Annotated in this window: 23 protein-coding genes and 1 tRNA gene; 13 read left to right on the top strand and 11 right to left on the bottom strand. The window is 42.6% G+C overall.

The window, feature by feature from the left end; genetic code table 11:
- Nucleotides 1–331 precede the first annotated feature (331 nt).
- Genes Q7J27_00440 through dnaB form a run of 3 tightly spaced genes read left to right on the top strand, consistent with a single transcriptional unit; the run spans nt 332 to nt 3,200 of the window.
- Nucleotides 332–1,342 carry a DUF2232 domain-containing protein gene (locus Q7J27_00440; protein MDO9527608.1) on the top strand — a complete coding sequence of 337 codons (1,011 nt, stop codon included), beginning with the start codon at nt 332–334 and terminating at the stop codon, nt 1,340–1,342.
- Nucleotides 1,343–1,397: 55 nt separating this feature from the next.
- The gene (rplI, locus tag Q7J27_00435) at nt 1,398–1,844 is read left to right on the top strand and encodes a 50S ribosomal protein L9 (protein ID MDO9527607.1); all 447 of its coding nucleotides are present in this window, start codon (nt 1,398–1,400) and stop codon (nt 1,842–1,844) included.
- 9 nt (nt 1,845–1,853) lie between these two features.
- Nucleotides 1,854–3,200: a replicative DNA helicase gene (dnaB, locus tag Q7J27_00430; protein ID MDO9527606.1), complete on the top strand. Its 1,347-nt coding sequence runs from the start codon at nt 1,854–1,856 to the stop codon at nt 3,198–3,200.
- 5 nt (nt 3,201–3,205) lie between these two features.
- Here the strand turns inward: dnaB and rpoH are convergent, their stop codons facing one another.
- On the bottom strand, nt 3,206–4,066 hold the full coding sequence (gene rpoH / locus Q7J27_00425) for an RNA polymerase sigma factor RpoH (protein MDO9527605.1): 861 nt from the start codon (nt 4,064–4,066) through the stop codon (nt 3,206–3,208).
- 436 nt (nt 4,067–4,502) lie between these two features.
- Between rpoH and Q7J27_00420 the strand changes: the two genes are divergently transcribed.
- The 10 genes from Q7J27_00420 to ychF all read left to right on the top strand — a co-directional run bounded on the left by Q7J27_00420 (nt 4,503) and on the right by ychF (nt 13,394).
- Nucleotides 4,503–5,372 (top strand): diadenylate cyclase, encoded by an 870-nt coding sequence (locus Q7J27_00420; GenBank protein MDO9527604.1) that lies wholly within the window; start codon nt 4,503–4,505, stop codon nt 5,370–5,372.
- A gap of 21 nt (nt 5,373–5,393) precedes the next feature.
- Entirely contained in the window at nt 5,394–6,230 is an 837-nt protein-coding gene (gene htpX / locus Q7J27_00415) for a zinc metalloprotease HtpX (GenBank protein ID MDO9527603.1), read from the top strand.
- A 9-nt stretch (nt 6,231–6,239) separates the two neighbouring features.
- Nucleotides 6,240–6,644, top strand: coding sequence for a DUF1844 domain-containing protein (locus tag Q7J27_00410; GenBank protein ID MDO9527602.1), 405 nt, complete (start codon nt 6,240–6,242; stop codon nt 6,642–6,644).
- Nucleotides 6,644–7,483 carry a 4-(cytidine 5'-diphospho)-2-C-methyl-D-erythritol kinase gene (ispE, locus tag Q7J27_00405; protein MDO9527601.1) on the top strand — a complete coding sequence of 280 codons (840 nt, stop codon included), beginning with the start codon at nt 6,644–6,646 and terminating at the stop codon, nt 7,481–7,483. Before Q7J27_00410 ends, ispE begins: the two co-directional genes overlap by 1 nt.
- 57 nt (nt 7,484–7,540) lie before the next feature.
- Nucleotides 7,541–7,615: transfer RNA gene (locus tag Q7J27_00400), tRNA-Gln, on the top strand.
- Between the two features lie 65 nt (nt 7,616–7,680).
- Nucleotides 7,681–8,622: a ribose-phosphate pyrophosphokinase gene (locus Q7J27_00395; protein ID MDO9527600.1), complete on the top strand. Its 942-nt coding sequence runs from the start codon at nt 7,681–7,683 to the stop codon at nt 8,620–8,622.
- 13 nt (nt 8,623–8,635) lie between these two features.
- A complete protein-coding gene (locus Q7J27_00390) occupies nt 8,636–9,307 on the top strand; it encodes a 50S ribosomal protein L25/general stress protein Ctc (GenBank protein MDO9527599.1) in 672 nt (223 codons plus the stop codon).
- 14 nt (nt 9,308–9,321) lie between these two features.
- Nucleotides 9,322–9,912, top strand: coding sequence for an aminoacyl-tRNA hydrolase (gene pth, locus Q7J27_00385; GenBank protein ID MDO9527598.1), 591 nt, complete (start codon nt 9,322–9,324; stop codon nt 9,910–9,912).
- Between the two features lie 6 nt (nt 9,913–9,918).
- Nucleotides 9,919–11,970 carry a sodium-translocating pyrophosphatase gene (locus Q7J27_00380; GenBank protein MDO9527597.1) on the top strand — a complete coding sequence of 684 codons (2,052 nt, stop codon included), beginning with the start codon at nt 9,919–9,921 and terminating at the stop codon, nt 11,968–11,970.
- 329 nt (nt 11,971–12,299) lie between these two features.
- A complete protein-coding gene (gene ychF, locus Q7J27_00375) occupies nt 12,300–13,394 on the top strand; it encodes a redox-regulated ATPase YchF (GenBank protein MDO9527596.1) in 1,095 nt (364 codons plus the stop codon).
- A 408-nt stretch (nt 13,395–13,802) separates the two neighbouring features.
- On the opposite strand, the gene Q7J27_00370 is transcribed toward ychF, so the two are convergent.
- The 10 genes from Q7J27_00370 to Q7J27_00325 all read right to left on the bottom strand — a co-directional run bounded on the left by Q7J27_00370 (nt 13,803) and on the right by Q7J27_00325 (nt 25,475).
- Nucleotides 13,803–14,030, bottom strand: coding sequence for a hypothetical protein (locus tag Q7J27_00370; GenBank protein MDO9527595.1), 228 nt, complete (start codon nt 14,028–14,030; stop codon nt 13,803–13,805).
- 480 nt (nt 14,031–14,510) lie between these two features.
- On the bottom strand, nt 14,511–16,628 hold the full coding sequence (locus tag Q7J27_00365) for a sigma 54-interacting transcriptional regulator (GenBank protein ID MDO9527594.1): 2,118 nt from the start codon (nt 16,626–16,628) through the stop codon (nt 14,511–14,513).
- A 39-nt stretch (nt 16,629–16,667) separates the two neighbouring features.
- On the bottom strand, nt 16,668–16,856 hold the full coding sequence (locus Q7J27_00360) for a nucleotidyltransferase domain-containing protein (protein ID MDO9527593.1): 189 nt from the start codon (nt 16,854–16,856) through the stop codon (nt 16,668–16,670).
- Between the two features lie 529 nt (nt 16,857–17,385).
- Nucleotides 17,386–18,513 carry a hypothetical protein gene (locus tag Q7J27_00355; GenBank protein MDO9527592.1) on the bottom strand — a complete coding sequence of 376 codons (1,128 nt, stop codon included), beginning with the start codon at nt 18,511–18,513 and terminating at the stop codon, nt 17,386–17,388.
- Nucleotides 18,514–18,578: 65 nt separating this feature from the next.
- The gene (locus Q7J27_00350; protein MDO9527591.1) at nt 18,579–20,675 is read right to left on the bottom strand and encodes a DUF1538 domain-containing protein; all 2,097 of its coding nucleotides are present in this window, start codon (nt 20,673–20,675) and stop codon (nt 18,579–18,581) included.
- 396 nt (nt 20,676–21,071) lie between these two features.
- Complete coding sequence (fusA, locus tag Q7J27_00345) at nt 21,072–23,108, bottom strand: elongation factor G (GenBank protein ID MDO9527590.1); 2,037 nt, start codon at nt 23,106–23,108, stop codon at nt 21,072–21,074.
- A gap of 8 nt (nt 23,109–23,116) precedes the next feature.
- Nucleotides 23,117–23,743, bottom strand: coding sequence for a GerMN domain-containing protein (locus tag Q7J27_00340; protein MDO9527589.1), 627 nt, complete (start codon nt 23,741–23,743; stop codon nt 23,117–23,119).
- Between the two features lie 59 nt (nt 23,744–23,802).
- Nucleotides 23,803–24,570, bottom strand: coding sequence for a tetratricopeptide repeat protein (locus Q7J27_00335; GenBank protein ID MDO9527588.1), 768 nt, complete (start codon nt 24,568–24,570; stop codon nt 23,803–23,805).
- A gap of 109 nt (nt 24,571–24,679) precedes the next feature.
- Entirely contained in the window at nt 24,680–25,219 is a 540-nt protein-coding gene (locus Q7J27_00330; protein MDO9527587.1) for an HD domain-containing protein, read from the bottom strand.
- A gap of 37 nt (nt 25,220–25,256) precedes the next feature.
- Nucleotides 25,257–25,475: a hypothetical protein gene (locus Q7J27_00325; GenBank protein MDO9527586.1), complete on the bottom strand. Its 219-nt coding sequence runs from the start codon at nt 25,473–25,475 to the stop codon at nt 25,257–25,259.
- Nucleotides 25,476–25,833: the final 358 nt, after the last annotated feature.

The following is a 25,833-nucleotide window of genomic DNA, read 5'->3' as shown; positions in this document are numbered from 1 at the left end:
CACCAGATGAGGCTTTGCATAATACCAATATTGTCATTGCGAGCGAAGCGAAGCAATCTCATAACATATTGATAATTCATAAGATTGCCGCGTCGCTAAAGCTCCTCGCAATGACCAGAATTGCAGTTTTGCAAAGCTCTCCAGATGTAGATGTGTAGGCATATAAATCATGGAGAATGCGCAACGCACATACAAGCACGCTACATTGGGAAGCTTCAACTTTATTTTGAAATTAATCTATATAGTTAATCATTGCCTGCCTAAACGGCCGAATCAGAAAGTGGATATGGTATAGCTAATTTTTTACAGACATAAATAATTTTAGACTTTTATGTCTTTCATAAAGGGCCGATTTAGGAAATGGATTCAGACTTTGAAAGAAGGAAGGAGTAAAATCTTAAAGAGAGAGTTTTCCCGTGGTATTATTATTTCTTCATTTGTCTTTCTGGCCGTTGCTACAACTCCTGTTTTGGGATCCATCGGATTAATATTTATACCACTTCCAGTCCTATATTATTACTCAAAACTGGGCAGAACACAAGGTCTGGTCGTTTTTGTCGTATCATTGCTCGTCCTGACAATAAGCTATCAGTTTTGGAATTTAGAGGTAAGCTTACCTTTCTTTTTCCTGTTAGGATCTCTCGGATTGATCCTTTCTGAGATACTGAGAAAGAGTTGTTCTATAGAAAAAACTGTCCTTTATTCCACGATAGCTCTTTCAACATTATGTTTTGCCCTGCTAATCTACTACAATGTAAAAACGGGCAAAACACCTTGGGGTCTTATTGAATTTTACATATCAGAAAGTATCCGGGAAAATATAAGGTTATACTCTCAACTCGACATATCCTCAGAGCAGATTAACCTGATTAAAGAAAATGCCAATCAGATAATAGCGGTCATTATCAGTCTCTTCCCCGCTCTTGTACTGATAAGCACTTCTTTTATAGTATGGCTGAATATTCTGGCAGGAAAGCTGATTTTTCAAAAAGTCGGGATGTGGTATCCTGACTTTGGCGACCTTGCATACTGGAAGGCGCCTGACTGGATGATCTGGTTTGTAATAATATCCGGCGGCTTACTTTTGATTTCTGTTGGGATGATTAAAATTGTCGCCCTGAATCTACTGATCATTTTTTTGTTCATTTATATGTTTCAGGGTCTTGCAATTATAAGTTTTTTCTTTAAAAAGAAAAATGTTCCGGGATTTCTTAGAATAATATGCTATTTCCTGATTTTCGGTCAGCAATTTTTACTCTTGCTTGTTGTTGGTCTGGGTTTATTCGATATCTGGTTTAATTTCAGGAAACTCGACAAAAAGATGAAATGTCATACTGCATGAATGTTCTTCTTCCCGGATGAACCATATTAATCATTACACATTAGGAGGCTTGTAGATGAAGGTTATTTTAAAAGAAAATGTCGAATCTCTCGGGAAAACAGGAGACATGTTAAATGTTGCGGATGGTTATGCAAGGAATTTCCTTATTCCGAGGGATCTGGCTGTTGAGGCAAGCAACAGAAGCATAAAAGCCTTAAAGCATGAGAAAATGCTTATCGTACATAAGCGTGAGCGTGAAAAAAGGAAAGCAGAATCTTTGCTTGAGGAATTTTCCGATGTAACCTGTACTATTTCCAAACGTATCGGAGAACAGGATAAGTTGTTCGGTTCCGTAACCACCAAAGACATAGAAAAATCACTGCGTGAACAGGGAATAGAAATTGACAGGAAAAATATTGTCCTGGAAGAGCCGATTAAGAGTACGGGGGAGTTCTCTGTGAAAGTTAAGTTATATCCAGAAGTTACCGCTGAGATTACGGTCTCTGTCGTTGGTGAAGAGTAGAAAAATCAGATGAAAGATATAGACCCTTCTTTGCATAAAATTCCACCTCAGAACATTGAGGCAGAACGGTCAGTCATAGGAGCAATCTTGCTTGAAAATGAGGCTCTTAACAACGTTCTGGAAATACTCAGTGTAAATGATTTCTATAGTGAATCACATCGAAAAATTTTCTCCGCTATACTTGAACTGTATGAAAAGAATGAACCAAGCGATCTGATTACCCTCAGCAATACTCTCAAGAACAACAATCAACTTGACAGCGCCGGGGGGGTATCATATCTGGCCTCACTTGTTGATAACATTCCGTCTGCCGCAAATGTCACCTACTATTCAAAAATAGTTAAGGAAAAAGCAATTTTGCGCGGACTTATCGGTGCTGCCACAAAAATAATAACCAAAAGCTATGATACGGGAAAAGACGTAGAAAATATTCTGGACGAAGCTGAACATACTATATTCGAGATATCCCAAAATAAGATAAAACCCGCCTTTTATACTATCAAAGAGATAGTAAAGGATAGTTTTATGACCATAGAGAAGCTCTATGAGAAAAAAGAACTTATAACAGGCGTGCCAACTGGTTTCCAGAAGTTAGACGATCTCACTTCCGGATTTCAAAAATCTGATCTGATCATTATTGCCGGCCGGCCGAGCATGGGAAAAACCGCTTTTGCCCTTAATATCACACAATATGTCGCAATAGAAAAGGGGATTACGGTCGCCATCTTTTCCCTGGAGATGGCCAAGGAGCAGCTTTCCCTACGTATGCTCGCCTCTGAAGCTAAGGTAAATTCTCAGCGTCTCAGAAGAGGGTTCCTCGGAGAAACCGACTGGCCGAAGTTAACAACGGCCGCTGGGAGGCTTTCCGAAGCACCGATATTCATAGATGATACTCCTGCCATTACTGTTCTGGAAATGAAGGCTAAGGCGAGAAGGTTGAAGTCTGAAACTGACTTGGGGCTAATTGTTCTCGACTATCTTCAATTGATGAGGGGCATACGGTTTAAAGATTCGAGAGAGCAGGAAATATCAGAAATCAGCCGCTCTCTTAAAGCACTTGCTAAGGAATTGAACATCCCCGTCGTTGCCCTGTCACAGCTTAACAGGAAAGTAGAAGACAGAACCAATAAACGGCCCCAGTTGGCTGATTTGCGGGAATCCGGAGCCATTGAACAGGATGCTGATGTTATTACCTTTATATACAGAGACGAAGTGTACAACAGGTCAGAAGATAATCCGGAAAAGGGGATGGCTGAAATAATTATAGGGAAGCAGAGAAACGGTCCCGTCGGTATGGTAAAACTGGCCTTTTTGGAAAAATATACCTCTTTTGTAAACCTCGCTATGTCGGACTAAGGGTTTTAAGCCTCGAGCAACGCCACTTCATTTTCCAAATACGGAATGGCAGTCCGAAGCTTCCTTAGCGCAGCTTTTTGAATCTGCCTGGCCCGTTCTCTCGTTATGTTAAACCTGTCCCCTATTTCTTGCAGGGTTTCAGGATTATCGGCCATTATCCGATTCTTTATTATATAGTTTTCTCTATGATTCAGTTCAGAGAGTGCTCTGTCTATCTTATTTTTTGCCAAAACCGTCTCTTCTTTTTTGATTAACGCTTTTTCCTGATCCTCTCCCTCGAACGTCAAGTAATCGATATGAGACGATTCACTCTCATCACTTATCGTTGCGTCAAGGGAAAGATCACGATTATTTAGACGGCAATCCATCTCTTCAATTTCAGCTTCTTTTACATTCAGTGATTCTGCAATCTCTGTAAACTCTGGCTTTTTAAGGGAAATACCCTGGAGTTTTCTTTTGACCTGATTGAGCTTGAAAAACAGCTTTCTCTGGGCCTGGGTGGTGCCAATCTTCACAAGGCTCCACGACTTAATGATAAAGTTCTGCATATACGCCCTTATCCACCAGACAGCATATGATATGAGCCTGTAACCCTTATACGGGTCAAATTTTTTCACCGCGTGCATGAGACCAATATTCCCCTCCTGAATCAGGTCAAGGAGCTTAATCCCGTACCCCTTATACTTATGGGCAATCTTAACCACAAATCTAAGGTTTGAAACGACCAGCTTTTCCGCCGCCTCCATATTGTTGTGTTTACTGTATCTGACGGCAAGTTTAAACTCTTCTTCCGCAGTCAAGATTGGAAACTGGCTTATCTGTGACACATATACATCTAATGCATTTGAAACTTTAGGAAGATTCACCTGCAAATCACCCCCATCAATTTATACTTTAACGTCGAATTATATAATCGTTTTTTTAATAGTCAAGCTTTTTTTACGTCATTGTCCCGTGACGATCAAACGTGTCCCGGCGGGGAAATCGATACTGCTGATTTCTCATATGTAGAATTTTCACGGGCCATTTCCCTTAAAAATCGTCGGTTTCTTTCCGGGAGGCACCCTTATAACAGAAAAAGAGTGCTTCAATCTATTCTTTTTTTGATCGCGGGCTCATTGTTGCTCCTCACACCAATTCGGCGATATCTATTACGGAATATGTTTGTTTTATATTGCGTCCCTTGCCCCGCTTACAAGGCGGGGTTTGCGGGTGTGCTCCCGGTCAATTAGGCACCACCATCTTTCTTGACATAGGGGCAGTTTATGGTTAAGTTACTAAAAAACATATAAAGGAAAATCTATGGTTTCTCTCAACAAAGCAATTATGGAATCTGCGTGTCGAATAGCGCAGGAGATAAAGGCCAGGGCTATATTGCTATATGCTGATGTGGCCTCTGATCTTCTGATAAACGAAGACAACAAAACATGCTATGACACGATTCTGGTAACGAGGGACAATATTGAGATACCTGACAATTTCAGGAGTGCAGGGAAAGTGTTGAACGTCCCCGATGTAAATCTGACACGCGTAGGTCAGATAAAAATTGCAATCACCAAGGGAATTGTAAAAGGTCTTTTCAAAAATGGAGACAGGCTTGTCTGCCTTACCGGTATCCATAAATTCGGATACGTGGACAGTATAATGGTTATCGATGTGGGTAAGGAATTTGAAATTTTCACATCAGAAAAAATTACAGACATTACTGAAAGTGTATCTCCCGAAGTCTTCAATGCCGTCTTGAACATTGCCCTGGAGCTCGCCGCTCAGGGGAGGGAAGGCCGTCCGGTGGGAACAATCTTCATTCTCGGAGATCACGAAAAGGTGCTACAACTTTCACGACAAATGGTGATGAATCCCTTCATGGGATACAAAGAGGAAGAACGCAATATCCTCAGTCCCAGTTTGAAGGAAACAATAAAGGAATTCTCAGCTATTGACGGCGCATTTGTCTTAAAGGACAATGGCGTCCTCGTGACTGCTGGCAGGCACCTCAATGCTGCTTTAGAAAGCAAAGATTTTCCCCAGGGGCTTGGCAGCAGACATATAGCCGCTGCCGGCATTACAAGCGTAACAAACGCTATTGCCATCGTCGTCTCTGAATCAACGGGGACGGTCAGTGTGTTAAAAAACGGAAATATCTTCGTGGGCATTGAAAAGCCGGTGAGATAAGGAAACAAAGAGAGGTATCGAATGAATGCAATCAGAACAGGCATACTTCTGGGTGCCCTAACCGGTCTTCTGATGCTGATAGGTGGGTACTTTGGCGGCCAGCAGGGAATAATAATTGCGTTTATTCTTGCGATGGCAATGAACTTTGGGAGTTATTGGTTCTCAGACAGGCTCGTATTGAGGATGTACCGCGCAAAAGAGGTTTCGGAAAGCGAAGCTCCCGAACTCTATTCCCTTATAAAAACCCTGGCATTAAGAGCCGGTCTCCCTATGCCTAAGGTCTATATTGTTCCAGGTGATACTCCAAATGCCTTTGCCACTGGAAGGGACGAGAAGCATGCCGTTGTGGCAGTAACGGAGGGAATTTTACGGATATTAGACCGGGAGGAGCTTGAAGGTGTTCTTTCCCACGAACTTACTCACATTAAGAACAAGGATATGCTGATAGGCTCCATCGCGGCAACACTGGCCGGCGCCATTATAATGCTGGCCAATATGGCCAAGTGGACGGCTATCTTTGGAAGCTTTGGAGGAGACGACGACGAAGGAGGCGGATTTTTTGGTCTCATAATGATGGCCATTCTGGCACCTATTGCAGCAATGATTATACAGATGGCTATATCCCGCTCACGTGAATATCTTGCCGACGAGGGGGGCGCCAGAATATCGGGCAAACCTTACGGCCTTGCCAGTGCCCTGGAAAAGCTGTCCCGGGCATCAAAAGCGATCCCCATGCGGGCGAATCCATCAACGGCTCATATGTTCATTGTGAATCCTCTGACGGGAAAATCATTTGTCAACCTCTTCAGTACCCACCCACCGATTGAAGAAAGAGTTGCGAGACTAAGAAGGATGTAGGAGGAAAATATGGGAGACGAGACGCACGAGAAGGATTTTATTGTTAAGGACAAACGAACATTTGATGAATCAGGAGAAATTCGACAGAAGGAAGAGAAAAAACCAGACCAGGCAGAGCAAGCCTCAGAAGATAAAGATAAAAGTGAAGGTGAAGAAAAGGAGTTTTTGCCTGAGGTGAATTTTTCAAGTTTTATTTTCTCTCTGAGTACTTCAGTAATGTATCATTTTGGAGATTTTCCTGATCCGGTATCTCAAAAGACAGAGAAGAATCTTTCTGCGGCAAAACAGACTATAGATATACTCGGTATGCTCAAAGAAAAAACAGAGGGCAACCTCGATGATAACGAGAAAGAATTGTTAGACGGTATGCTCTTTGAGTTGAGGATGAGGTATGTAAAAGAAAAGGGGAATTAATGGTAACAAAAAGGTCGCCGGCAAAGGTAAATCTTCACTTACGTGTGCTGGGAAGAAGGGAAAATGGCTATCATGATATAGTAACCCTGATGCAGATGATAAGTCTCTATGACGAAATGGATTTTTTTTCCAGGGAAAAGGGAATCGTGATAAAATGCCCGGGAACTTCCCTTCCCGAAAATGAGGATAACATCGTCTATAAGGCCGCAAATTTCCTTTTTTCTCAAGCGTCCTCCAATCCAGGCATAGAAATCATAATCAGAAAGAAGATACCGATAGCAGCAGGATTGGGTGGCGGAAGTTCAAACGCCGCTACTGCCCTTGTTACGTTAAATGATCTGATGGGATTCAATTACTCTAAAGGTGAATTAATGAAAATAGGGGCAAAACTCGGGGCCGATGTCCCTTTTTTTGTTTTTAATAAAACAGCATGGGCCTCCGGTATAGGCGACCAGCTTCAGGCTGTAGAAAATATCCCCCAACTGTGGTTCGTACTGGTAAACCCTTGCTTTGATATCTCAACAAAAATGGTTTATGAGACCCTCAATTTAAGATTGACAAACAAGGTGAAAAAGTTTAGTATCCCTCGTTTTAACACCGTAGACGACGTTGTAAATAAACTGCACAATGATCTGGAGAAGGTTACTTTAAACCTACATCCTATCCTGAAAGAATTAAAGGAACTCTTAGTTGCATGCGGGGCTCTTGGCTCATTGATGTCTGGAAGTGGACCAACAGTATTCGGGATATTCGCAGATAAAAAAGATGCACTAAGAGCGGAAGAGAAGCTCAAGGCAGAGGTAAAGTGGGCCGTATTCGGGGCACATTCTATCAATTGACTGTTGATATTTTTTATTATAGTCCATCACTGCTAATTATTATAAACAACTAAATATTGGGGCGTCGTCAAGTGGTAAGACACAAGACTTTGGTTCTTGCATTCGGAGGTTCGAATCCTCCCGCCCCAGCCAGCGTTTTAGAGTTAGAATTACTTTAAATTTCAACCACTAATAACATTTGTTTACAGGAGGGTTGAATGTTTGAAAAAATGAGAATATTTTCCGGAAACTCTAATTCCCCTCTCGCAGAAAAGATATGCATAGCATTGGGAGTGTCCGTCGGAAAGGCAAATGTAACAACATTCAGTGATGGTGAAACGAGGGTAGAAATTAATGAAAACGTAAGGGGAATGGATGTCTTTATTATTCAATCAACCTGCCCGCCCGTGAATGACAATTGCATGGAGCTTTTAATCTTGATAGATGCCATGAAGAGAGCGTCCGCAGACAGAATAACGGCTGTCATCCCCTATTACGGTTATGCACGGCAAGACAGAAAAGTATTTCCCAGGGCACCGATTACGGCAAAGCTCGTTGCCGATTTAATAACCACTGCTGGTGCCAATCGTGTCCTTTCCATGGATCTCCATGCCGGTCAGATACAGGGGTTTTTCAATATCCCCGTTGACAATCTTTTCGCCACGCCCGTACTCCTGGATTATATTAAGGAAAATTACCAGGACAACATGGTTATCGTTTCGCCTGATTCCGGTGGTGTTAAAAGGGCTAGGGCATTTGGAAAAAGACTGGGGGCAAGTATTGCTATTATCGACAAGAGAAGAGAAGGTCCGAATGAATCGCAGGTCGTCAATATAGTCGGTGATGTTAAAGATAAGAGAGCAGTAATTCTTGATGATATGATTGATACCGCCGGAACCGTGGTACAGACAGCCAAAGCCCTCAAAGAGGAAGGAGCAACCGGGGTATCTGTCTGCTGTACCCATCCCGTTCTGTCGGGACCCGCAATAGACAATATTAATGGCTCCAACATTGAAGAGGTCATCGTGACCGATACCATCCCGCTGCAGGAAAAGGCAAAATCCTGCAAGCGGATTAAGGTTCTTTCTGTTTCCGGGCTTCTAAGCGAAGCAGTCAGAAGAATTTATTATAATGATTCTGTAAGTTCACTCTTTATATAGGAGAAATAAATATATGGAAACAATAGAGTTAAAGGCTTATACCCGCAATGAATTTCGAAAGGGATCTGCCAGAAGATTGAGAAAGCAAGGTTTGATACCAGCGGTTTTTTATGGCGCTACAGTTAAATCGATTCCGCTGACTGTCAACTCTTCCGAGCTGGTGAAACTATTAGGAACAGTGAAGGGAGAGAGTAAATTTATTAAATTAACGATCGAAGACGATGGCGATAAAGTCGAAAAGCTGTCAATAATAAAAGACCTCCAGGTGAACCCGATAAGCAGGAACCCTCTACATGCCGATTTCTATGAAATCCGAATGGATCACAAGATAATAATGGATATTCCGATTCGTCTCACAGGACAATCTGTCGGCATAGAAGAGGGGGGAGATCTGCAATTCTCCAAGAGAAACCTGAAGGTATCCGCTCTACCCTCTTCAATTCCTGATCTCATTGAAGTTGATATCAGCAACCTGAATATAGGTGATTCAGTTAAGGTTGAGGATGTTGTCCTCGGGGAAGATATAGAAATCCTTGATCCCCCGGATGTAATGATAGTAGCGGTCGTTGCCGAAAGGGTCGCCGTATTAGAAGTTGAAGAGGAAGAAGCCGAAGGAGAATTGCCAGAAAAAGGTGGTGAAGACTCAGAATCAGAAGAGGGGCAGAGCAAAGAAACAAGTGAATAATTCGGGGGTCGTCGGTGAAGCTGATTGTCGGGCTGGGAAATCCGGGTATCAGATACCGGTTCAGCAGACACAATATGGGATTTCTGGTCCTGGATGCGCTGGCAAAAGAACAGAACATTGAAATCCGCCAGAAGAAATTCGACTCCTGTTTGGGAAAAGGAACTCTTTCGGGCATAACTGTTATGATGGCCAAACCGCAGACATTTATGAATCTAAGTGGTGCAGCTATCAAGAAGCTCCTCGGATATTTTAAGATAGACCTTAGCGATTTGATAGTAGTACATGATGATCTGGATCTGCCATTAAACAGTATTAGGATAAAAGAAGGTGGAGGTCATGGAGGACATAAAGGATTAATATCCATAATCGACTACCTTGAGAGGTCGGATTTTATCAGGATCAGACTGGGTATCGGGAAACCAGAGCTTAAGGAGATGGTTGAAGGGTATGTCCTTGAACATTTTACTAACGACGAGATGAAGATTCTGCCGGATATTATCACAAGGGCATGTGACGCTGTGGTGGAGGTTATTTCATCTGGAACTCAGCCGGCCATGAATCAGTTCAATATCAGAATGAACAACAATAAAAACGAGGAGGTATAAACGGTTATGGAAAATTTAGTAAATTACGGACCATTATTGGCAATTATCGGCTTAATATTAGCGTTTTTCATCTATAAATACGTTATGTCGTTTTCCCCGGGAAATGAAACGATGGTGAATATTATGGAAAAGATACACTCGGGCGCCATGATATTCTTGAAAAGGGAGTATAAAATTATAGCAATATTCATTGCCGTTGTCTTTGTCATACTCTTTTTCGCTCTGGAGTCAAGGATGTCAGCCGTGGCCTTTTTGGCGGGGGCACTCGGTTCGATGCTTGCGGGAGTTTTAGGGATGCAGGCGGCAACTTACTCCAATGCCAGGACAGCCCAGGCTGCTGGGGAATACGGCCAGGCTAAAGCCCTGACCGTAGCCTTCTTCGGCGGATCTGTAATGGGATTGGCGGTTGCCAGTCTCGGGTTGCTCGGACTTGGCATATTCTTCTATTTCTTTTCAGAAAAGAATCCTGTGGTAATCAACGGTTTCGCCATGGGCGCCTCCTCGATCGCGCTGTTCGCCCGTGTCGGCGGCGGCATTTATACCAAGGCAGCCGATGTGGGATCTGACTTGGTAGGAAAAGTCGAAGCGGGTATTCCCGAAGATGACCCGAGAAACCCGGGTGTTATCGCCGACAACGTCGGGGACAATGTGGGCGATATCGCCGGCATGGGCGCAGACCTCTATGAATCCTACTGCGGCTCTGTCATCGCGGCAATAGCGATAGGCGCGACAATGGGGGCACAAAAGCTGGTATGGATGCAACTGCCGATGCTCTTCATCATGGCAGGTCTTGTCTGTTCCATCATAGGAATCGGTCTCTTCAACTTCCTCAAAAACATGAAACCGCAATCCGCACTGAGCAACTCACTGTATATAGCGGGCATTCTGTTTATCATCGCCAGTTATTTCACCGTCAAGAATATGACCGCGGGGATGTCGGCAGAGTATCTGAAAGAATCACACATGATAAGTGCGTTGGGCCCGTTCTGGGCGATTCTGCTGGGTATCGTCTGCGGCATGTTGATAGGAGCCATTACAGAATACTATACCGCACGCGGACCTATCGTAAAAATAGCCGAGGCCGCACAGACAGGTTCTGCGACAACTATAATCAGCGGAATATCAATAGGCTTTGAAAGCGTCGCCACTCCTGTTTTCTTTATCGCCATTGCCATCTGGCTCTCCCATATCTGCGCCGGCCTTTACGGTATCGCGATCGCGGGTGTCGGAATGCTCGGAACAGTAGCAATGACAATGTCTGTAGACAGCTACGGCCCGATTGCCGATAACGCCGGTGGTATCGCGGAGCAGGCCCACATGCCGCCGGAAGTCAGAGAGATCACCGATGGTCTGGACGCCGTGGGTAACACAACCGCGGCCATAGGCAAGGGTTTCGCGATAGGTTCAGCGGCGCTGACCGCGCTGGCCATGTTTGCCGCTTACACGGCAACCGTAAAAACCTTTCCCGGTTTTGAAAATTTTGCCCTGAATCTGAACGAAGCACACGTGGTCACCGGTATGTTTTTAGGAGGACTGGTTCCGTGTCTGATCGCCGCCATGACGATGACGGCGGTGGGGGATGCCGCGTTTGAAATGATCAATGAGATCAGAAGGCAGTGGAGAGAGATCCCCGGCATTATGGAAGGCACAACGCCTCCGGATACCAACGCCTGTGTGGACATAGCCACCTCAGCGGCCCTGAAAAAGATGGTCGTCCCCGGTTGCTCCGCGGTACTGGCGCCCATTCTGGTTGGTATTTTCATCGGTCCCGAAGCCCTTGGCGGTTTTCTGGCGGGAGCAACGCTTACCGGCGTGATCTTAGGTCTTTTTATGGCCAATGCCGGCGGCGCCTGGGATAATGCCAAGAAGTATATAGAAAAGGGGCATTTTGGCGGCAAAGGTTCCAATGCCCATAAGGCGAGTGTCATCGGTGATACCGTTGGCGACCCCTTCAAGGATACATCCGGACCCTCCATGAACATCCTCATCAAACTGATGGCGGTTGTTTCACTGGTCACCGCCCCGGCCATCGTTGCTCTGTATAAAATGATTTATTAAATCACTAACGTAAAAGGGGGCTGGATTTAATCCAGCCCCCTTTTTTTGTCTATCGATTGACAACCACACAGGCAGTCAGTAGTCAGAATGAAAAACGAGGTTTGTTACAATGCTATTCTGTATTCTGTATTCTGGCTTCTGACTCCTGAGTACATGAATGCTTAAAAAGTCTTGACAGGATAACCAAAAATACTTAGCCTCTAACGAAATGTTGAACGAGAGCTTTGCAGAACTACCACAAAACGCATGGAGTTTTAAAATATGATTCGCTTCTCAGAATTATATTTTAAAAGGTCACTGAACACTTACATTTTGAAAGGGGTTATATTGTGGGTTTCAGATGTGGCATCATAGGGCTTCCCAACGTGGGTAAATCCACCATCTTCAACGCGCTCACGGCCGCCGGAGCAGAGGTGGCAAATTATCCCTTCTGCACAATCGATCCCAATATAGGAATAGTTCATATCCCCGATGAAAGACTTGAAAAAATCGCGGAGATCATCAAACCCCCGAAGACAACATACACCACCATGGAGTTCCTTGATATAGCAGGTCTTGTAAAAGGAGCCAGCAGAGGAGAGGGTCTGGGAAACAAATTCCTCGGACATATACGAGACGTAGACGCCATTGTTCATATAGTACGCTGCTTTGATGACCCCAACGTTGCTCATATGGATGGTACCGTTGACCCGGCACGCGATATTGAAATCGTAAATACAGAACTGATACTGGCGGATATTGAAACGGTAGAAAAAAGAATTGCAAAGGTTGAAAAACAGGCAAAAACGGGAGATAAGGCCTCCCATGTGGAACTTGATTTTTGTCACCGGATACAGGATTCCCTCGGAAGGGGTGTCGCCGCAAGAAATATCGATCTTGATGAGAAACAGAAAAAGACTTTAAGAGAATTTTTTCTTCTAACTGCAAAAGAGGTACTGTATGTTGCCAATGTAGATGAGGAAGTTCTTAAGGGAGGAAAAGATCATATATTTAAGATTGAAGATATTGCAGAAAAAGAGGAGGCAAAAGTAATCGTAATATGTGGTGATATGGAAGCGGAGATAGCAGAACTCGAAGAAGATGAAAGAAAAGAATTCCTTGACGATCTTGGCCTTCAGGAGTCTGGGCTCAGGAAATTGATCAGGGAAGGTTATGATCTACTGGGATTAATCACATTTTATACCACGGTGGGACCTGAACTTCGAGCATGGACAATCACCAAGGGTACCAAGACACCAACCGCCGCCGGAAAAATACATTCCGATATGGAACGAGGTTTTATCAGGGCAGAAATCATCCATTACGATGATTTCATTAGAATTGGCACTTTATCTGGAGTAAAAGAGAAGGGGCTACTCCACGCTGAAGGAAGGGATTATATTATCTTGGATGGTGATATCATTTATTTCAGGTTTAATGTGTAACGCTTCCGGGAGATTTATAAATTGTACCGCCCGACAGAATCCAATATCAAGAAAGATCAAAAATAACAGTAACCCCACAGTGAAAAGGAAAAATTCCTTCCCGAAAGCGCTACAACGAATCCAAAAAATAGCGGATGGAAATATCTCACCATCCACCAACATATAGAGACCTTTGAATTTTGTCATTTCTAGGAGCATAATCGACGAGAAATCTTAATGATTTAAGCCTGTTAAGGTTTCTCCCTTCGGTCGAAATGACAAATAACAGCAGTTGTGCAAAGCTCTCATATAGAAACTGAAAAGGTTTCAAACCACGTTACTTCTCAGATTATATTCAAGGGGGCAGGTGGATGGAAAGGAGGGAACAAAAACCACCCACCACATATAACATTCCAAAGATCTTTTTCCTTAATCTTTATCATCATCAGATAAAGGAAAATCTCTAAGAAAGAAGTCGATACTTTTATCGACCTTTACTTCCCCCTTCGTTTGTTCAATTATCTTTTTACCAACCTCACTATTTTGCGTTAAAACGAAAAAATCTGACTCCGGACCCTCGTCGACTTCCACATATAATGAATTGCCCCCTACATCACCACCACCGGGCTCAATGTGTTTTTTTCTACTCTTCTTCATTTAAATTCTTTATTATTCAAAATGATTTTACAAACATTCAAACGTAAAACCATTAGTCACTTCCAGTTTTTCAGAGACCTCCGAGCACTTATCCTCTTAGAAAACCTCTTATCATATATGATTTGGATTCAAGGGCTTTATTATCGCTCGAAGGTCTCTATTTTACTTGTATTAACTTCTTTACAATAATAATGCCAACTCCAAACTTCTTCCTGTTATTTATTTGCCTGCAGCACATTTACAAAATATCCGCAAAAACAAGACCTTACAAGGCAATCTCTTGGCATTCTACTTAAAATATCTGTTTTATCTAACAAACAAAAGATAAGGTGGACAATGAAAAAACGGGGGATTGTGCGATAATCGCATTGTGAAACCTGCCAATTCAGGAAGGTGCGTGTGAATCTACATTAGAATGCTGTGCGTAAATTGAACTCATAGTGCAAATTTTGCACGTCAATTTCCGGCGCTGTATTTACCTTACGCTTCACCAATCTTTTTCAGTTCACGAAGAAGCGAATAACGTGAGATACGTAAAATTTTTGCAGCGCCCGTTTTGTTGCCTCCACTTATTTCAAGAGCTTTTAAAAGTATTGTTTCTTTAATCTTGCCCGTTAATCTGTCAACGGTCAGTTTGTAGTCCATACCTTCATGGGTAGGCAGGGGAAGAGATTCACCAACTTGCACTGTGAGATCCCGTGGTGTAACAGCTTTGATCTCGGCAGGAAGATTCTCCTCGTTAATAACTGCACCCACATCCTGAAGTATCATGATGCGCTCAACGATATTTTTCAGTTCACGCACATTCCCCGGCCAGGAATAATTCGTTAGAATCCTTTCAGCCTCTCTGCTAAACCCTATCACCCTTTTGTTGAATTTTTTATTGAACTGGTCAATGTAGTATCGTGCCAGAAGAATTACATCGCGATTTCTTTCCCTCAGAGGGGGTATAATTACCGGAACAATACTTATCCTGTAGAAAAGATCCTCTCGAAAAGAACCATCAGACACCATGCCTGCAAGGTCTCTGTTCGTCGAAAAAATAAAGCGAACATCGATTGGAATGGTTTCCGTCCCACCAAGTCTCCGGATATGTCCCTCTTCTAATACCCTCAATAGCTTCGCCTGAACTGGGTAACTCATTTCCCCTATTTCATCTAACAATAAAGTTCCACCGCTTGCATATTCGAGAAGTCCAACTTTTTTCTTTCTGGCATCCGTGAAAGCACCGGCTTCATATCCAAACAGCTCACTCTCCAACAGGGTTCCAGGTATAGCAGCACAATTTACATCAACAAAGCGCTTGGAACTCCTGCCACTATGCCTGTGAATTGCACGGGCGATCAATTCCTTACCGGTGCCACTTTCTCCCTGCACTAATATGCTCGTGTCATGTTTGGCCACTTCATTGATTACATGAAAGATACGGAGCATCTTTTTTGATTTGCCAAGGATATCCTGGAAACCTAAAAGCACATTCTCTCTCTCCTTGAGTTTTCTAACCTCTGTTTTAAGTGACTTGGCCTCAAGCGAGAGCTTCGAATGCATAATTGCGTTATCGTAGGAAATAGCGGCATTTTTAACAAGTATATCCAATACGTTTATCTGATCCCGCGAATAGTTCCCCTCTTTTTTCCCCAGATATAAAGCTCCTTTAAATTTATCTTTTATTTTAATCGGAAAAGCTATGCCAGAAAGATATCCGTCAAACAAGTCTGCGATACTACCACCGGTTGAATCCGGTGAAGGTCGCCGAACGACAATTGTATTGGTATCTACAGCTTTCTTAATGATACTTTGGGGTATTTTTTCATCATATTCGCTCTTTTCGTTTATATAAACCTTCTTTCCATCGTTTATAAAACAGCTTTCCTTTTCCAGGTCTAAAAAATATATAAGCGCTTTATCTGCACTACTTATTTTTAACGCATTCCCAATAAGAACCTCATGCATCCTGTCTAAGATATAGTTAGAACTCAGTTCTGAAACAGCTTTCTGCAATACCAGTAGTTCACGTATTTTTTCCCGGTTATTCTCAAATAACATCCTGGTATGTAGAACCAGACTTATCTGATTTACAAAAGTACGAAGAATATTTACCTCTTTCTCCGAAAATTTCCATCTTTTCACGCGCCACAAGGCAATGATGCCCATTACATCAGAGTCTACCTTGAGTGCATCGCAGAAGGTCGACCCTCTCTTGTAGAATTTTGTTAATTTTCGGTCGATTTCAGTCACCTTGGGATCAGTTTCAACATCATCAAGAATAATACAGTGACCAAATTTTGCCACTCTTGTTTCAAGGCAATCGTGTTTTTGCAGATTCAACTGTTTGGAAAAAGCTCTCCTTCCTTCTTCAGGGCTGTAGTTTTTCACCACTTTTGTTATTAAATTTTCCTTCGTATCATCGTAAAGACAGATTATGCCACGATCAAATTGCATTGTATCAACAACTTCGTCTAAAATTCTTTTCAGCACATTATCAATGTGCGATGACGAAGTGAGAAGAGAGCTAATCCTATGAACACTTTCAAGGAGCTTATCTTTATTAGGCAAATATTGAAAAGTGGCATGTATTGTCTGTACTGTTTCTTTCATTTAAAAAACACCCTTTCTGAAATTTTTTGAGACATGAATTCAGAAACGGGGGGCAGCTTCAATGAATTCACTGATAACCGGTATTCTTGGAGCATAATCAAGTTCTTTACCTGATCTTTTTCTTTTAAGCAATTCATCTATTTCAACTCGTAGTTCTTTGTCATCAACCGTTTCTCTTAGCAGAAACTCAAACTCCATCGGCACAGGGGGCTTTCGGGTACATCTAATCTGGCTGATCGCGGCATAATAAATACAATGTCATCAATATGCTAAGCTGTTAACTGATTCACAAATGGATGCCCCCGAAGCTTTCCCAAAAATCTCGGGTTTTAATCTGTTTCGCCAAAATAGACTTGTGGCCTTGGTCCGCTGATTTGGTTTTCAGGTAAAACAAACAGTCGAAGATTCTTCGCAGTGCATGAAGCGTATAGACTATATTTTGGGATTTAAAAGAAAGTCGATAAGGTTTATTCACTGTATTCCTTAAAAATCATTGTCGAGTATCGTATCCATGCTGATCACGTATTTGAAACCGAACCGCCGGCATTTGCCCCCCCCCGGCACAGACGGCAGGTCTATCACAACGATATCCGGCCGCCCTTTATCCATCCCAGCGCGTCGAACACTTTCGCCTGCGACCCATCCTTTGATTTGTATTCCACATGCCCGGTTTCACGATGATAGGTCATACGCTCCTGGGAGAAAGGGGATTCTTATCAACTCAACCAATATATTCCTGCCGGCCCCTCATATTCTATCAAGCTTTTCCCATATAAGTGTAGGCTTTAGGAACCAGACTGCAGAACATCTGCCCGTAGGTGTCTTCATCTAACGCACCGCTTTCCTCAAGTGCTTTCACGACTCCTTCAATCTGATTTTCCGAAATAATCATCTCGCTAATCTCACGGGCCGGAGATATTTTCTTGGACTCTGATTTCTCTGTGCAGCGATATTTTAATTTGCTTATTGTTGCCCCTCCGGCACCAGCATCCATGGCCGCCTTTATCAAATCCGTGGCGCGTCCTTCATTGCAAATCAGGGTGAAATTCACAAGGTCATTTAGATATTTTATTTTCTTTCCAGAGGCTGGATATTTAGAGAATTCACGCCGACGCCATCTAGAGTCTCCCTTTATTTCATCGATTACTGAAACTATCTGTTCAACACTCGCTGCCTGGCTGCTCAATCCCACATAAGCTTTCATATTGACCGATCCCATTTTTATGGGATAAAGATAGATAAAACCTTTCCCTGGCTGACCTAATGCCCCAATATCTATCATCATTTCCATCACACTCTCTACATGATGAGTCGTGGTCACCAGATTCACAATTTCCTTTTCGGCCGGGATTGTGACTCTCCAGAGTCCGATCTTATCCCTTACACCGGTTCCAATACCCAAAGTAATTGCCGGAACACCACTACCCGTTTCCAATCCAACCTTCCCCAAAATGTTTCCTTCTCCACTTTGTGCGATGCAGCATATGCCGGCTAAATCGGTTAATAGTTCTCTCTTTTCAATTTCGATATTCTGGATTTTATTTTCCTGGCATAGTTCATGTGCCTTAATCAATGTAACCTCTTTACTGAACACCGTCCCTCTTCCAGGGATATTTAACCCGCCTTTCTTAATTATAAAGCTTAAAATTGCCCGCTCTATCTCCAAGGAGATTAAAAAGGTGATGATGGTGATGGGATCATGCACAAGGGATTTACCAGATCCAACCATTTTAAACAGGCCTTTCCTCTCCTGCAATAGGACCCTTCGCCCTGCTATGGAATTGCTATATTCTATGCCTATGGATTCCAGATCTTCAAGGACGGCTGACGCTATTTCCTTATTGGCAACAATCGTAATCTCAATAACCTTTTTACTAATATCCATTAAATGGGTCATCCTGTATATGTTAATAGGTATTTAAAAGCGCTCCATCATACTCCGGATCATCATTAGGCACTTTCCTGTCGCATAGCCTTTCTTTTCTTGTTTACGTAGAGTCCAACTGTCAACACTGCCAGTATTGGGCAAACCGATGCCAAGGATAATATACCAAAACCCTCTACCACATTCACCTGGTTACCTATCCCCAATCCGATGGCAAGCACTAAAGGTACAGTGATCGGTCCCGTTGTAACCCCTGCACTATCCCATGCTATATTCACAAATTCCTCAGTGGATATTTTCGTAATAATCAGGAGTAAAAGATATGGGGGGATTAGCAGATATACCAAAGGTACATTCCAGATTATTTTTACCACACCGAGAAGCATACCAATGCCCACGCCGGAAGCCACAGCCTGGATTAAAAGGGATTTTTTAAATGTTCCTACGGTTATTTCCTCTACTTTTAAGCCCAGCGCATTTAATGCGGGTTCAGCTAAGGTCGCACCATAACCCATGATAAAAGCAAATAATAATACCACCAAAAAACCCAACATTCCATTCTCCCCCCCAAATAGAGGTCCTCTTGTAGGCGTATAGATGTATTGCTTGCTTGAAGGATCGTAAGAACTCTGATCAAAGGGAATAGGCACATACCCATCGTTAATATTAGCATAGAAAAAGGTTTCTTCTTTGCCATCCGGCTTTATGGCGGTCTGAACAATATCCCTATTAAAATTGATAATGATTTGCCTTTCATTAATCAAAGGAATCTTTTTAAATGAACAAGGGATATTGGTACCTACGCTATTGCCGAGCTTTGATAATCCGAGTTCAATTCCAACATTAAACAGGCCCATGCCAACAACAGCCAGAATAATTCCCAGTATAATTTCATCTGGTCTTGGGAGCTTTTCACGCAAAACCAAGAATAAGACCAGAAAAAAGAATATGGCAAGCGGTATGATTGCTTGAACAGCAGCCTTGCCATTACGCAACAAAACATCAACCGGACTGGTTTTTATATTCTTAACACCGGAATAGTTCTTTACTGCCTCTTTAAGGGCGTTGGGTTCTGAAAAAATAGCGAGCCTTTGTGATTCTGTACCTTTTTGAACAGCCCAATTTTTCAAATGTTCAATATCTCCTTTTTCAAGAACAGCTTTTCTTAAAATCGGATCTTTTTTTAGCCTGCCAATAAATTCGAGCATTTTTTCCTGGTTGCCGTCAAAAAGAGCCATTTGACTGTTTGGTTGGGCGTTTCGCAATGCATATCCAATCATCTCATTTTTATCATTAAACAAATTCAATATCTTAGATTGATTTCCTTTAGCAAAGAATTTGGCTTCTTCCATGGGCGAAGGGACATGGTTGAGATAAAGAGCACCTAAAGACAGTACTGCTACGATTGGGAATAACGATGCAAGCGTCACTACGCCAAAACCAGCAGCCTCCGAAGTTCCACTGCTTACAATTCTACAGATTCCGATGCCCAGCGCCAGGACCAAGGGAACTGTTACGGGCCCTGTAGTGACAGCGCCGCAATCCCACGCCAGGCCTGTTAAGAATTTCATATTGGGCTCAAAAAGTGCCCAGATAGAAAAAGCCGAAAGAATGCTGACCAAAATATAAATAAAAGGTTTTAATGACCACCCATACAGAAATCTGAGCATACCGAACAACACAGCGATGCCGACACCCACGCCTACTGAATACACAAGATAATTGGAATGTTTATTTAAAACCAGAAAGAGTAAGGGTGCATCCCAGGCCTTTACATATGCGCCGGCAGTCTTTAATATACCGATAGCGGGTTCGGCAAAAGTTGCACCTAAGCCCAAAATAAAAGCAAAGGTTAATATGATAGGCAGTTTGGTCTTTTGTGGCAGTTTAATCCCAATAACCTCGCCTAAAGGCATTAAACCTAAGAAGAGCCCTTCCATAAAAAAGGCCAGGCCAAGAACTACCACAGCAATTCCTGTTGCAACGATCGCAGCTTCACTAATGGCAATGTTTAAAACAATAGTTTGAAAACATATTAAGTAAATAACTATAAGCGCTAAGGATTGAATCTGCGCCGTTATTCGCTCTTTTACATAAGGAACTAATAATCCAATTTTTTGGTTAGCGGTGATTTTTACTGCTGATTGCTGTATAGAAGCCATTATTTCTTTTTCACCATACCATGTTGTAGTGTAATTCAATCTGTTTTTTGAGACATGAATTCAGAAACGGGGGGCATGTTCGAAACAATATATACCAACGGAACATAAAAATATAACATTTATTATCAGGGTTGCAATCAGGAAGAAACGTTCCTTCCTCAGCTTACTTACAATTTTTTTTAACCCTGAAAATTACATATGAACTTAGCTCTTAAGAGTCTTTATCTACAACAACTGCGTTTTTACGCACATGTTGGTACCAGCTCAAACAACAGGATTTAGTTAAAAGTGTAAAGTGAGATAGAGTGCCTAAAGTTAAGGTACTTGAGTCTATTTATATTAACTGCGATTTAAAGCGCAGTCCTTAACTTTAGTTCACTTTAAACTTTAGGCACTCTATCTCTTGTCATATTCAGAAAACTGCATGGAGAAAGTAGCCCTTCCCTGGGTGATAGATCGAAGGTCAGTAGAGTATCCAAACATCCTCTCCAATGCCACCTTTGCGCCTATTTCACTAACAGGACCTCTGTTGGTCATGGATTCAACTTCTCCTCTCCTTGAATTGATATCTCCGATAACCTCTCCCACGAATTCACTCGGTGTAATAATATCAACCTTCACAATAGGCTCAAGAAGTATGGGCTCCGCCTGCAGACATCCTTTTTTAAAGGCGGAAGAAGCCGCCACCTTATAACCGAGCTCTGAAGATTCACCTTCCCTATAAGATCCGCCAGTAATTCTAACTTTAACATCCAAAACAGGGTAACCCGCTATAACGCCGCTCAAGGTGGCCTCCCGAATGCCTTCAACAATTGCAGCATGGAACTCTTCAGGAATCAACTCCCCTTCTATCTCTGCCGGCAGCTCGATCCCTCCTCCACGCTCCTTGGGTTCCATGAACAACCTGACATGACCAAAATGTTTCCTTTCTCCAACCTCCCTTTCAAATCTCTCTTCTACCTCCACTGCGTTTTTAATTGTCTCTCTGTAAACAACCCTTGGCCTGCCTACATTAACATGAGCATTAAATTCCCTTATCAACCTGTCAATAAATATTTCCAGGTGTAGTTCTCCCATGCCCGAAATGACAGTCTGATCAGTTTCATCCACATACTTCACCCTGATTGTAGGGTCCTCCTCCACAAGCTTATCCAAAGCAACCGTCAGTTTTTCTTGATCTGACGGTGTCCTTGCCTCAATTGCCTGAGTGATTACCGGTTCATAGAATTCCATCGACTCCAGGATAATAGGATGTGATTCATCGCAGATGGTATCTCCCGTGGTGGTATTCTTCAAACCTATAACGGCGATTATGTCACCTGCACCGACTTCCTCCACCCTTTCCCTCTTATTTGCATGCATCTTAAGGAGTCGTGCTATTCTTTCTTTCTTACCTTTGGTCGCATTATAGACATCCTCACCCGATTTGATCCTCCCCGAATAAACTCTCAGATAGGTCATTTTCCTTCCCTCGTCCATCATAACCTTAAAGGCAAAGGCAGCAAGGTGTTCTTTACCGTTACTATACCGCTCCTCATTTTCTCCGGTAAGGGGATGAACGCCCTTGACAGGGGGGATATCCACGGGAGACGGCAGGAAGTCGACAACCGCATCAAGGAGGGGTTGAATGCCTTTGTTCCGTAAGGCCGCGCCACACAGAACGGGCACAATTTTCAAGGAAATGGTTGCCTTCCTGATAGCATGTATCATTTCCTTTTCAGAGATATCCATGCCCTCCAGATACTTTTCGGCAATACCATCATCTACTTCTGCAATAGTTTCAATAAGATTTTCTCTGTACTCTTCCACTTGGGGGGGAAAATCGGGGGGAATATCCGAGAGCTCAAAAGACAACCCGACGGGATCCTCCTCACTCCAGGTAATAACTTTTTGTTTTATCAAATCCACCACACCGCTAAACTGCTCCTCCTCACCTACGGGTATCTGTATCGGAAGTGGGATGGAATTAAACCGTTCCTTCATCATTCGTATTACTTTGGGAAAATCAGCCCCTATCCTATCCATTTTATTGATGAAGGCTATTTTCGGCACACCATATTTATCCGCCTGGTGCCAGACGGTTTCCGACTGGGGTTCCACACCCCCAACGGCACAGAAGACAACCACCGCCCCATCCAGCACCCTCAGACAGCGTTCAACCTCTATAGTAAAATCAACATGACCAGGTGTATCAATAATGTGTATTTCATGATTTTTCCATTCACAGTTGGTAACTGCCGAAGTAATGGTTATTCCTCTTTCCTGCTCCTGTGGCATCCAGTCCATGACGGCTTCACCGTTATGAACTTCACCCATCCTGTGAGATCTGCCCGTATAAAAAAGAATCCTTTCCGTAACGGTAGTCTTACCCGCATCTATATGGGCAATTATGCCGATGTTTCTTGCTCTCGAAAGTTTTGCCTCTAAGGACATTCTTGATTTCATCCCCCCACAGATCCCTGTGCCATTAATTCCTTGTTAAGGACAAAGGAGCGTCTCACGTCAACATGACCCCCTATTGTTCTAAACTTGTTCCCCTTTATCAATATCTTTACCCTTTTAATACTTGGAATATTAAACATCAGGGTATTGGTAAGAGAATATATTGTTGCCATTTCACTGCTACTTCCTCCCGGATGAAGTTCGACAAGGCTCTTCCCAAAACTAACATAGGCGGTTCCATCCTTTTCTATTCTAACACTTTGAAGTTGTGAGCCTTCCGGAAATGTTCTCACCAAACCGGTTTTAGAACCTTCCATAAGGGCATTCACCAGTTCCTCTGCCTGATTATTTATGTTTTTCCTTTTCGGAACATATCTCTTTTCAGGAACCAGAAATCGTTCGTTCGAATCAGAAAAGCAGAGCACCACTTTTTGTTTCTCCCTTTTCTTTGAAGAAACCCCTTCACCGGTAGTCGGTGGATAAACATAATCAAAGAGCGTCACAAAAAAGAAAAATAGGAAACCAACTACAACTAAGGTGATCATGGAAAGGAAGACCAGTTTGATATTTTTTTTCCTTTTTTTCGATTTTATTGAACTGGTCCTCTTTTTTTTCTTTGTAGCCATAGTTTGTTACACTCCTATTCTGTTCTTCTGTTATTAGACTTTTTACGAAGCCGTTACTGTTACCTCTCAATGGCTTTAAGGATTTCCTTTGCCTTCTCCCCGAATTCCGACTCCGGGGCCGTCTCGATGACAGTTTCAAGCTCCTCTATTGCCCCCTGTACGTCTCCCTGTTTGACATAGCATCGCCCCAACCAGTAATGAGATTCAACAAACGTGGGAACGAGTTTGAGTGACCTCTTGAAGTGCCCTATTGCACTATCAATCTCCCCCAGTTCAAAACTGGCAACTCCCATATCTTTTTCTATTAGAGGAAGCGGTATGATATTCGGTCCCTTTATCATTGCCTCATTATACTTAGCCAGTGCCATCCGATAATTTCCCTTTTGATAATAGGCCCGTCCCATGTTGTATAATGCTGATGCCGGGGTCGCGTAAAGGACATTGGCAAGGGCCTTGTTAAATTCTTTTATTGCCTTGTCCCAAAGACCCTTATTAAAGTAGACCGTACCAAGATAATTGTGGGCCTCCGAATAATCCGGGTTTAAATTTACAGCCTCTTCAAATTCTCCTATTGATTCATTTACAAGTCCCTTCCCATGGTAAGATATGCCGAGATAGTAGTGAATCTCCGGATTCCTCGGGCTCAATTTTTTCGCTTCAAGGAGTTCCTTCAGAGCAGCGGTGTACTGCCCGGCTTTGATATATGCGATTCCGACATCAAGACGAGCATTTGCTCGTTCCTCCTTCAAGTGGTTGGTTGCACAGCCTGTCACACCACAGATAATAAACAAAATAATCGTTATCACTACTAAATTTTTTCTTCTCATGGTCACCTCTCGGGTTTATATGAAAATTACCCGCAGATTACGCAGATTCGCAGGTTGGGTTTCATTCCTTTCTCTTTCTTTGTGCCTCTGTCCCTTTGTTACTTTGTGCCTACTTATTATTCCCGTTTATCCACCAGTCGCCTTTATCCTTGAACCACCATAAAGATGAATCTGTTTCAATTACAGTGTCTGCCATCTCCCTGGCGGTATCGGTAAGAAGCCTTTTTACGGCAAACGCTATCCATTCCCTGCTATACTTGTTCCCCAGATCTTCACACTCCTTGAGCTGAAAAATTAAAGAGAGCTGATCAGCATCATGGGCAATGAGCGATTCTTCTGTCTTTTTTTCGTTAAATTCATCTATGACAGTCCTGATTTCGTCCCCAAACAAGAGCTGTTCTGTAAGCTCCCTTACTGCTTTATTTTCATCTACTGTTACATACTTTTTGTAGACATAGTTCATATCCCCTGTTCTTGCCTCGGGAAGATCATGGACAAGGCACATCCTTAGAACTTTCAATTCGTCAACATCGCCTCTCAACTTACACAAGGTATATCCTATGAACATTGTTCTCAGAACATGCTCCGCAACTGATTCACAACCGGATCCGAGAAACTGAAAACCAGTCCTCGGAGTCTTTTTCAACATACCAACTTCAAACAAAAAATTTACGATATCTCTCATCTCAATCCCTTTTTAGTATTTTGATCCTGTTTTCCATCATATCTGAAAGTTTTTTCATCTTAAGTTTAAGCGATGCAATTCCGTCAGGTTTCAGAGAAATCAATTTATCAAGGTATTCCTTCCAGTGTTTTACGGTTGTTATCTCGTGTTCCCTTATTTTATTTTCAAACCGCTCCTGGAATTCCTTTAAAAATTCTGCGTCTCTATTTCTAAAAGCCATCTTATTTCTACCCTCCATTCGCAGAAAAAATATTCGCTCCCCCATAAAAAGGCGTGAAATTATACTATCTAAGCAATATTTGAAACTTGCCCATTATATCATTGAAGTTCTATCTTGCAACAAAAACTAAATTGACGAGATACTCCTGTGGTACATATTGAAAAAACTAAGATTTTATTGTTTGTGATTTAAGAAAAAGGTACCCTCCTGGCCTTCCTGTTCTCATTTTTTAAAAAGGCAGACAAGGTTACTCACTTTTGCTAAGTGGAGGATTTCTGTGTAAACTTTTAAGATTCCGGGCTATTCAAAGCATGTTAGATTTGACTTTCAAAAATAACTTATATAAAGTATATGATTA

Source organism: Syntrophales bacterium (assembly GCA_030655775.1).
In the GTDB taxonomy this organism is placed as follows: domain Bacteria; phylum Desulfobacterota; class Syntrophia; order Syntrophales; family JADFWA01; genus JAUSPI01.
Note: the sequence above shows the minus strand (reverse complement) of the source record. Positions and strands in the feature narration are given on the sequence as shown.